This window comes from Melaminivora alkalimesophila, assembly GCF_000282995.1.
In the GTDB taxonomy this organism is placed as follows: Bacteria; Pseudomonadota; Gammaproteobacteria; order Burkholderiales; family Burkholderiaceae_C; genus Melaminivora; species Melaminivora alkalimesophila.
Genome location: NZ_ALEE01000215.1, coordinates 1 through 10,004, shown reverse-complemented (window position 1 = coordinate 10,004; position 10,004 = coordinate 1). Strand labels below are relative to the sequence as shown.

Sequence of the window (10,004 nt, the reverse complement as noted above, 5' to 3'; positions counted from 1 at the left end):
CGGGCGCCGGGGCGGCAGGCGCCGGGCCGGCCCCTTCGCCGGTGTCCCTGGCCGCCGCGTCCTGCTCGTCCGCGACCTCCAGCACCACCATCACCGAGCCTTCGCGCACCTTGTCGCCGAGTTGCACCTTCAGCTCCTTGACCACGCCGGCGTGGCTCGACGGGATCTCCATCGACGCCTTGTCCGACTCCACCGTGATCAATGACTGCTCGACGCGCACCCGGTCGCCCGGCGCGACCAGCACCTCGATCACGCTCACCTCGTCGAAATCCCCGATGTCCGGGACCTTGATGTCCAGCAATGCCATGTCAGCCTCCCTGGTTCTCAGGCGTACAGCGGGTTGATCTTGTCGGCGTCGATGCCGTAGCGGCGGATCGCCTCGGCCGCCTTGGCGGCGGGCAGCACGCCGTCATCGGCCAGCGCCTTGAGGGCCGCCACCACGATGTAGTGGCGGTTGATCTCGAAGTGTTCGCGCAGCTTGTAGCGAAAATCCGAGCGGCCGAAGCCGTCGGTGCCGAGCACCTGGTAGCTGCGTCCCTCGGGGATGTAGGCGCGGATCTGCTCCGCGTAGGCCTTCATGTAGTCGGTGGACGCGACGACCGGGCCTTCCACGCGCTCGAGCTGCCGTGTCACGAAAGCCTTGCGTGGCTCCTCGGTCGGGTGCAGCAGGTTCCAGCGCGCCACGTCCTGGCCGTCGCGCGCAAGCTCGTTGAAGCTCGGGCAGCTCCACACCCCCGCCGCCACACCCCAGTCATCGGCCAGCAGCTGCTGCGCGGCGATCGACTCGCGCAGGATCGAGCCGCTGCCCAGCAGCTGCACCGAGGGCGCGCCGTCCTCCAGCGCCGGCGCCTGGCGGCACAGGTACATGCCCTTGATGATCTGCTCCTCCGTGCCCGGCTGCAGGCCCGGCATCGGGTAGTTCTCGTTGAGCAGCGTGATGTAGTAGAAGACGTTCTCCTGGCGCTCGACCATGCGCTTCAGGCCGTGCTGCATGATCACCGCCACCTCGTGCGCAAAGCTCGGGTCGTAGCTGATGCAGTTGGGGATGGTGCTGGCCAGGATGTGGCTGTGGCCGTCCTCGTGCTGCAGCCCCTCGCCGTTGAGCGTGGTGCGCCCGGAGGTGCCGCCCAGCAGGAAGCCGCGCGCCTGCATGTCGCCGGCCGCCCAGGCGAAGTCGCCAAAGCGCTGGAAGCCGAACATCGAGTAGTACACGTAGAACGGGATCATGATCCGGTTGTTCGTCGAGTACGAGGTCGCCGCGGCGATCCAGGAACACATGCCACCCGCCTCGTTGATCCCTTCCTGCAGGATCTGGCCGGCCTTGTCCTCCTTGTAGTACATCACCTGGTCGCGGTCCACCGGCGTGTAGAGCTGGCCCTTGGGGTTGTAGATGCCCGCCTGGCGAAACAGCCCTTCCATGCCGAAGGTGCGCGCCTCGTCCACGATGATCGGCACCACGCGCGGGCCCAGCGCCTTGTCGCGCAGCAGCTGCGTGAGGAAGCGCACATAGGCCTGGGTGGTGGAGATCTCGCGGCCCTCGGCGGTCGGGTCGAGGATCGCCTTGAAGGTCTCCAGCGACGGCACGGTGAAGCTCTCGTCGGATTTCTCGCGGCGGTGCGGCAAATATCCGCCCAGGGCCTTGCGCCGCTCGTGCAGGTACTTCATCTCCGGCGTGTCGTCGGCCGGCTTGTAGTAGGGCAGCTTGTCGAGCTCGCTGTCGGGGATGGGAATGTTGAAGCGATCGCGGATGTAGCGGATGTCCTCGTCCGACAGCTTCTTGGTCTGGTGCACCGTGTTCTTGGCCTCGCCGCCCTTGCCCATGCCGTAGCCCTTGACGGTCTTGACCAGCAGCACCGTGGGCTGGCCCTTGTGCTCGTTGGCGGCGTGGAAGGCCGCGTAGACCTTCTCCGGGTCGTGGCCGCCGCGGCGCAGCTCCCACAGGTCGTCGTCCGTCAGGTGCTCGACCAGCTTGGCGGTCTCGGGATAGCGGCCGAAGAAGTGTTTGCGGATGTAGGCGCCGTCCATGGCGCGGTAGGTCTGGTAGTCGCCGTCCAGCGTCTCCATCATGAGCTGGCGCAGGCGCCCGGTGGTGTCGCGGCGCAGCAGCTCGTCCCAGCCCTTGCCCCACAAGAGCTTGATGACGTGCCAGCCGGCGCCGCGGAAGTCGCCCTCGAGCTCCTGGATGATCTTGCCGTTGCCGCGCACCGGGCCATCGAGGCGCTGCAGGTTGCAGTTGATGACGAAAATCAGGTTGTCCAGGTTCTCGCGCGCCGCCAGGCTGATCGCGCCCTTGCTCTCGGGCTCGTCCATCTCGCCGTCGCCCAGGAAGATCCAGACCTTGCGCTTGGCCGTGTCGGCGATGCCGCGCGCGTGCAGGTACTTGAGGAAGCGCGCCTGGTAGATCGCCATCATCGGCCCCAGGCCCATCGACACGGTGGGAAACTGCCAAAAGCCGGGCATCAGCTTGGGGTGCGGGTAGCTCGGCAGGCCCTTGCCGTCCACTTCCTGGCGAAAGTGCTCGAGTTGCTCCTCGGTGATGCGCCCCTCCAGGTAGGCGCGGGCGTAGATGCCCGGTGCGCTGTGGCCCTGGAAGTAGATGCAATCGCCGCCGTGGTCCTCGCTCTCGGCGTGCCAGAAATGGTTGAAGCCCGCGCCCCACATGGAGGCCAGCGAGGCGAAGGAGCCGATGTGCCCCCCCAGGTCGCCGCCGTCCTCGGGGTGGATGCGGTTGGCGCGCACCACCATGGCCATGGCGTTCCAGCGCATGAAGGCGCGCAGGCGCTTCTCGATGGCGATGTTGCCGGGGCAGCGCGCCTCCTGCTCGGGCTCGATGGTGTTGACGTAGCCGGTGTTGGCGGAGAACGGCAGGTCGATGCTGTTTTGGCGGGCGTGTTCGAGCAGCTGCTCGATCAGGAAGTGGGCGCGCTCGGCGCCCTCCTTGTCGATGACTGCCTGCAGGGCATCCATCCACTCGCGCGTTTCCTGCTGGTCGATGTCGGTCGGAACGGTTCCTTGGGTGGGATCGGACATGCCCAGTCTCCTTGCTAAGTCGTTGGCAACAGCGTGATATTCGCTCAAGTTTCGCACAGTTTTTTCTTATTTCAAATTGTGCCTAGTTATTTCTCATCGTGGAATCTTGCTGCGAGCGCACAATATTTCTCGTGGTGAAAAGCGGCCGGGGGCGGGCCTTAAACTTGGCGCCATGCTGCCTTCTCCAGCCTCTTCCGCACCGCCGACCTCTGCCGCCAAGGCGGCCGCGCGCCGCTGGCGCAGCTGGTGGCGCAGCCTCTCGCCCATGCGCCAGGACCGCCTGGCGGCGTTGGCGCCCCTGGCGGCCGTGCTGATGTTCCTCGCGGCCATCGTGGCCTCGTTTTGGTACTTGCGCAATGAGGAGATCGAGCGCGAAAAGGAAGCCCTCAAACGCGACGTGGAATACGCGCAGCAGCGCGTGCGCCTGCGCCTGCTGGAGCGCCAGGAGCAGGTCATGCGCCTGGCGCGCGATGTCTCCAACCAAGAGGTGGACCGCAGCGAGTTCGGCACACGCGCCGAGGCGCTGATCAGCCAGTACCCGGAGCTGCAGGCGCTGAGCTGGATCGACGAGCGCCGCCGCATCCGCGCCACCCACGCCGCGCCGACGGTCACCAGCAGCCAGTTGCGCGTGGCCGGCGAGGTCCTGCGCGGCGGCGAGACAGCCGAACTCTACGGGCTGGTGCGCGACCTGCTGCAGCCGGTGTACTCCCAGCCGGTGACCACCAATGCGGGCGACGCGGTGCCCCTGCTGCAGCTGCAGGTGCCGCTGGCCTCCGAAGGCCGGTTCGCAGGGGTGGTGCTGGCGGAATACTCCATCGACAGCGTGCTGCGCTACGGCACGCCCACCGAGGTGCTGGCGCGCTACGCCGTGACGCTGCTCGACGCCGACAACCATGTGCTGGCCGGCTCCCCCCTGCCGCCGCGCAGCGGCTCCGTGTGGCCCTGGAGCGCCAAGGCCAACGCCTACCAGGTGCCGGTCTCGCCGGTGGGCAATGGCCTGGTGCTGCGCGGCCAGGCCTACCGCACCTCGTTGGGCATGGTCGGCAGCGGCCTGTTCTGGCTGGTCGGCACCCTGAGCGTGATGACCGCCTGGATGCTGATCGCCACCTGGCGTCACACGCGCCGCCGCCTGCAGGCGCAGCAGGCGCTGATCGCCGAGACCAACTTCCGGCGCGCCATGGAAAACTCCATCCTGACAGGGATGCGCGCGCTCGACTTGCAGGGGCGCATCACCTACGTCAACGCGGCGTTTTGCCAGATGACGGGCTGGAGCGAGGCGGAACTGGTTGGGCAGATGCCGCCCTACAGCTACTGGCCCGAGGAGGAGCACGAGGCGCTGCACGCCAAGCTGCGCGAGGAGCTCTCCGGCAAGGTCACGCCGGCGGGTTTCCAGGTGCGCGTGCGGCGCAAGAACGGCCACCTGTTCGATGCCCGGCTGTACGTCTCGCCCCTGGTGGACGCGCGTGGCCAGCAGACCGGCTGGATGACCTCGATGACCGACATCACCGAGCCCAACCGCGTGCGCGAGCAGCTCACCGCCTCGCACGAGCGCTTCACCATCGTGCTGGAGGCGCTGGACGCCTCGGTGTCGGTCGCCCCGCTGGGCAGCGAGGAACTGCTGTTCGCCAACCGCCTCTACCGCCAGTGGTTCGGCTCGCAGACCGCCGGCCACCTGCAGCTCGTGGCCCAGGCGGGCGTGCTCCCGGCCCATCGTGGCCAGAGCAGCGTGGACGACGAGGACGGCCTCATGGGGCTGCCGACCGACCCGCTGACCAGCGCCAATTCGGAGAACGCCGAGATTTTCCTGCCCGAACTCGGCAAGTGGCTGGAGGTGCGATCGCGCTACCTCAACTGGGTGGACGGGCGCCTGGCGCAGATGGTGATCGCCACCGACATCACGCCGCGCCGCCTGGCCGAAGAGCAGGCCGCCCGCCAGGCCGAGCGCGCGCAGTCCGTGAGCCGGCTGATCACCATGGGCGAGATGGCGTCGAGTGTGGCGCACGAGCTCAACCAGCCGCTGACGGCCATCAGCAACTACTGCAGCGGCATGATCTCGCGCATCCAGCGCGGCCAGATCGACGAGGAGGGCCTGATCGGCGCATTGGAGAAGACCGCCCACCAGGCCCAGCGCGCCGGCCAGATCATCCAGCGCATCCGCGCTTTCGTGAAAAAGAGCGAGCCCAACCGCCAGCTCGCGCGGGTGGAGGACATGGTGACCGAGGCGGTGGAGCTGGGCGGCATCGAGCTGCGCCGACACAACGTGCGCCTGAGCCACTACATGGCGGCACGCCTGCCGCCGGTCATGGCGGACTCGATCCTGATCGAGCAGGTGCTGGTCAACCTGATGAAGAACGGGGCCGAGTCCATCGTCCAGGCCAACCGCCCTCCGGCCCAGCGCAACGTCGAGCTGCGCGTGGTGCCGCGCCAGGTGGAGGGCCAGGACGTGATCGAGTTCAGCGTCCAGGACACCGGAGGCGGCCTGCCTCCGGAGATGCTCGCGCACCTGTTCGAGGCTTTCTATTCGACCAAGAGCGAGGGCATGGGTATTGGACTGAACCTGTGCCGCAGCATCGTCGAGTCGCACCACGGAAGGATGGAGGCGGAGAACCTCTACAATGGCTCCGAAGTCACGGGCTGCCGGTTTTCCTTCTGGCTGCCGCTGGCATAGGGCCTCGGCCACTATTGTTTGAATAGCAACGTCACTGCCCAAGGACCGAATTCCCATGAGCCTGACCCCGAAAAAAGGCGCCGTCTACGTCGTGGACGACGACGAGGCCGTGCGCGACTCGCTGCAGTGGCTGCTCGAAGGCAAGGACTACCGCGTGCGCTGCTTCGACTCGGCCGAGTCGTTCCTTGCGCGCTACGACCCGCGCGAGGTCGCCTGCCTGATCGTCGACATCCGCATGGGGGGCATGACCGGCCTGGAGCTGCAGGACCGCCTGCTCGAGCGCAAGTCGCCCCTGCCCATCGTCTTCATCACCGGCCACGGCGACGTGCCCATGGCGGTGAACACCATGAAGAAGGGCGCCCTGGACTTCATCCAGAAACCCTTCAACGAGGACGAGCTGCTGGAGCTGGTGGAGCGCATGCTCGACCACGCGCGCGAGGCCTTCGCCGAGCATCAGCAGGCGGCCAGCCGCGAGGCGCTGCTGTCCAAGCTCACCAGCCGCGAGGCGCAGGTGCTCGAGCGCATCGTCGCCGGGCGCCTGAACAAGCAGATCGCCGACGACCTGGGCATCAGCATCAAGACTGTGGAGGCGCACCGCGCCAACATCATGGAAAAGCTCGGCGGCAACACGGTGGCCGACCTGCTGAAGATCGCCCTGGGCCCCACCGCCGCCAAGCCCTGAGCGCCGCGACGAGGCCCGCATCTCCAGGCTGCCCACCCGCACCGCGCCGGGAGCGGGCGGCCTTTTCATTTGCCCGACGGAAAATCCCCGCATGACCGCCCAACTCATCGATGGCAACGCCCTGTCGCGCCAGCTGCGCCAGCAGGTGCGCGAGCGCACCACCGCACTCAAGGAGCGCGGCCTCACCCCCGGCCTGGCCGTGGTGCTGGTCGGCGACAATCCCGCCAGCCAGGTCTACGTGCGCAACAAGGTCAAGGCCTGCGAGGAGGTGGGCTTCCATTCCGTCCTGGAAAGGTACGACGCCACCCTCACCGAGGCCGAGCTGCTCGCGCGCATCGAGGCGCTGAACCAGGATCCAGCCATCCACGGCATCCTGGTGCAGCTGCCCCTGCCCGCCCACATCGACGACAAGAAGGTGATCGAGGCGATCTCGCCCGCCAAGGACGTGGATGGCTTTCACGTCGCCAGTGCCGGCGCCCTGCTGGTGGGCGAGGCGGGTTTCAAGGCCTGCACGCCCTACGGCTGCATGAAGATGCTCGAATCCATCGGCCTGAAGGACCTGCGCGGCAAGCACGCGGTGGTGATCGGCCGCTCCAACATCGTCGGCAAGCCGATGGCGCTGATGCTGCTGGCGGCCAACGCCACGGTGACGGTCTGCCACAGCGGCACGGCCGACCTCGCCGCCATGACGCGCCAGGCCGACATCGTGGTCGCAGCGGTGGGCAAGCGCAACGTGCTGACGGCCGACATGGTCAAGCCCGGCGCCGTGGTCATCGACGTGGGCATGAACCGCAACGCCGAGGGCAAGCTCTGCGGCGACGTCGATTTCGAGGGCGTGCGCGAGGTCGCCGGCTGGATCACCCCCGTGCCCGGCGGCGTCGGCCCCATGACCATCACCATGCTGCTGGTCAACACGCTGGAGGCGGCCGAGCGGCTGCGGCCTTGAAACTTCGGCGCCGCGCCGCCACTCTGTTTCCCCATGAGCAGCAATCCCCTCCTCGACTTCACCGGCCACATTCGCTTCGACCGCATCACGCCCGCCGACGTGGCGCCCGCCATGGACGAGCTGTTGCGGCGCGCGGACGCGGCCCTGGCCACTGTCACGGCGCCGGATTTCCCGGCCGAATGGAACGCCATGGCGCGCGTGCTGGACGTCGCCACCGAGGAGCTCGGACGCTCCTGGGGCGCCGTCGGCCACCTGGTCAGCGTGGCTGACACGCCCGAGCTGCGCGCCGCCTACAACGCTGCCCTGCCGCGCGTGACCGAGTTCTGGACCCGCCTGGGAGCCAGCGAGGCCCTGTACGCCAAGTACAAGGCGATCGACCCTGCGGGGCTGAACGCCGAGCAGCGGCGGGCACACGCCAATGCGCTGCGCAACTTCGTGCTCTCTGGCGCGGAGCTCAAGGGCGCCGACCGGGAGCGCTTCACCGCCATCCAGGAGCGCCTGGCCGAGTTGAGCCAGAAATTCAGCGAGAACGCGCTGGATGCAACCGATGGCTACGCCTATTACGCCAGCGAGGAAGAGCTGGCGGGAGTGCCCGGGGATGTGGTGCAGGCCGCGCGGGAGGCGGCCCGGGCCGAGGGGCGCGAGGGCTACAAGCTCACGCTGAAGCTGCCCTGCTACCTGCCGGTGATGCAGTTCGCGACCCACCGCGCGCTGCGCGAGCGGCTGTACCGGGCCTACGTCACGCGCGCCTCGGAACAGGCCGAGGGCGAGCTGGTGCGCTTCGACAACAGCGCCGTCATGGCGGAGATCCTGGACCTGCGGCAGGAAGAGGCGCGGCTGCTGGGCTACGCCAGCTTTGCCGAGGTCTCGCTGGTGCCGAAGATGGCCGACTCACCGACCCAGGTCATCGCCTTCCTGCGCGACCTGGCCCGGCGCGCCCGGCCCTACGCAGAGCAGGACGTGGCCGACCTGCGCGCCCTGGGGGCGCAGCAATACGGGCTGCAGGACCCGCAGCCTTGGGACTGGAGCTTCCTGTCGGAGCGCCTCAAGGAAGCGCGCTACGCCTTCAGCGAGCAGCAAGTCAAGGAATACTTCACGGCCTCCAAGGTGCTGGCGGGGCTGTTCAGAATCGTGGAGACGCTGTTCGAGGTGGAGATCCGCCCGGACAGCGCGCCCGTGTGGAACCCGGCAGTGGAGTTCTACCGCATCGAGCGCGGCGGCCAGCTCGTCGGCCAGTTCTACCTCGACCAGCCGGCCCGCCCGGGCAAGCGCGGCGGCGCCTGGATGGACGATGCGCGCACGCGCTGGCTCCGCCCCGACGACGGCCGGCTGCAGACGCCGGTGGCCTACATGGTGTGCAACTTCGCCAGCGGCGTGGAGGGCAAGCCGGCGTTGCTCACGCACGACGACGTGGTCACGCTGTTCCACGAGTTCGGCCACGGCCTGCACCACATGCTCACCCAGGTGAACGAGCGCGACGTCTCGGGCATTGGCGGCGTGGAGTGGGACGCGGTCGAGCTGCCCAGCCAGTTCATGGAAAACTTCTGCTGGGAGTGGGAGGTCCTGCGCCACATGACGGCGCACGTGGACACGGGCGAGCCGCTGCCACGCGCGCTGTACGAGCGGATGGTCGCGGCGCGCAACTTCCAGGCCGGCATGCAAACGTTGCGGCAGGTGGAATTCGGCCTGTTCGACATGCTGCTGCACACCGATCCGGACCCGGCGCGCAACCTGCACGTGCTGCTGCAGCAGGTGCGCGACGAGGTGGCCGTGCTCCCGGCGCCGCCCTTCAGCCGCACGGCCCACACCTTCAGCCACATCTTCGCCGGCGGCTACGCGGCCGGTTACTACAGCTACAAGTGGGCCGAAGTGCTGAGCGCCGACGCCTACGCCGCCTTCGAGGAAACCATGGGCGAGGATGGCATGCCCAGCTTGGAGACCGGCCGGCGCTACCGCCAGGAAATCCTGGAGGCGGGCGGCAGCCGTCCGGCCATGGAATCCTTCAAGGCCTTCCGGGGGCGCGAGCCGCGCATCGATGCGCTGCTGCGCCACCAGGGAATGACCGCGTGAGCGCGCTGGCGCCGCCGCCCGGCACGGCCCGCCTCCCCTGACCACCGCCTTCGTGTCCGCTGGAGTGCCCGCATGAACATCCGCCGCCTCGCCCTCTGCTCCCTAGGCACCGCCCTTGCCCTTGCGGGCGGCGCCCATGCCCAGCAGGTCTATCGCATCGTCGGCCCCGACGGCAAGGTGACCTTCTCCGACCGCGCACCGGCCGAGGGCGCCTCGGCCGCGCCGGTCGGCCGCAGCACCGCCGTGCCCCCCTCCCCGACCCTGCCCCCCGCCCTGCGACAGGCGAGCCAGCGCTACCCGGTGACGCTCTACACCAGCAGCGACTGCGCGCCCTGCGACAGCGCCCGCGCCCTGCTCACGCAGCGGGGCATCCCTTTCGCCGAGCGCACCGTCAGCAGCAACGACGACATCGACGCGCTCAAGCGCCTGAGCGGGGACGCCAGCCTGCCGCTGGCGACGATCGGCGCCCAGCAGCTCAAGGGCTTCTCGGACACCGAGTGGACCCGCTACCTGGACGCCGCCGGCTATCCCAAGCAATCCCAGCTGCCGCCGGGCTACCGCCGCCCGGCCCCGGCGCCGATGGTGGCGGTGGTCCCCAAGGCAGCGCC

7 protein-coding genes are annotated in these 10,004 nt (G+C 68.5%); 5 read left to right on the top strand and 2 right to left on the bottom strand.

The features are described 5' to 3' along the window. Together A612_RS03625 and aceE are read right to left on the bottom strand one after the other, a co-directional pair. Nucleotides 1-307, bottom strand: a 307-nt coding sequence (locus A612_RS03625) for a biotin/lipoyl-containing protein (protein WP_040435889.1), incomplete at its 3' end; no start/stop codon positions are given. A gap of 17 nt (nucleotides 308-324) precedes the next feature. Then, nucleotides 325-3,030, bottom strand: a complete 2,706-nt coding sequence (aceE, locus tag A612_RS03620) for a pyruvate dehydrogenase (acetyl-transferring), homodimeric type (RefSeq protein ID WP_019373226.1) — start codon at nucleotides 3,028-3,030, stop codon at nucleotides 325-327. Between the two features lie 172 nt (nucleotides 3,031-3,202). Here aceE and A612_RS03615 point away from each other — a divergent pair, with 172 nt between their 5' ends. From A612_RS03615 to A612_RS03595, 5 genes are all read left to right on the top strand, one after another. Beyond that, a complete protein-coding gene (locus A612_RS03615) occupies nucleotides 3,203-5,698 on the top strand; it encodes a PAS domain S-box protein (RefSeq protein ID WP_040435891.1) in 2,496 nt (831 codons plus the stop codon). A 55-nt stretch (nucleotides 5,699-5,753) separates the two neighbouring features. Beyond that, nucleotides 5,754-6,380 carry a response regulator transcription factor gene (locus tag A612_RS03610; protein ID WP_019373224.1) on the top strand — a complete coding sequence of 209 codons (627 nt, stop codon included), beginning with the start codon at nucleotides 5,754-5,756 and terminating at the stop codon, nucleotides 6,378-6,380. A gap of 91 nt (nucleotides 6,381-6,471) precedes the next feature. Beyond that, nucleotides 6,472-7,326, top strand: a complete 855-nt coding sequence (gene folD, locus A612_RS03605; RefSeq protein WP_019373223.1) for a bifunctional methylenetetrahydrofolate dehydrogenase/methenyltetrahydrofolate cyclohydrolase FolD — start codon at nucleotides 6,472-6,474, stop codon at nucleotides 7,324-7,326. 33 nt (nucleotides 7,327-7,359) lie between these two features. Next, complete coding sequence (locus A612_RS03600; RefSeq protein ID WP_019373222.1) at nucleotides 7,360-9,396, top strand: M3 family metallopeptidase; 2,037 nt, start codon at nucleotides 7,360-7,362, stop codon at nucleotides 9,394-9,396. Between the two features lie 72 nt (nucleotides 9,397-9,468). Beyond that, nucleotides 9,469-10,004 (top strand): glutaredoxin family protein (locus tag A612_RS03595; RefSeq protein ID WP_019373221.1); only part of this gene is annotated, 536 nt, incomplete at its 3' end.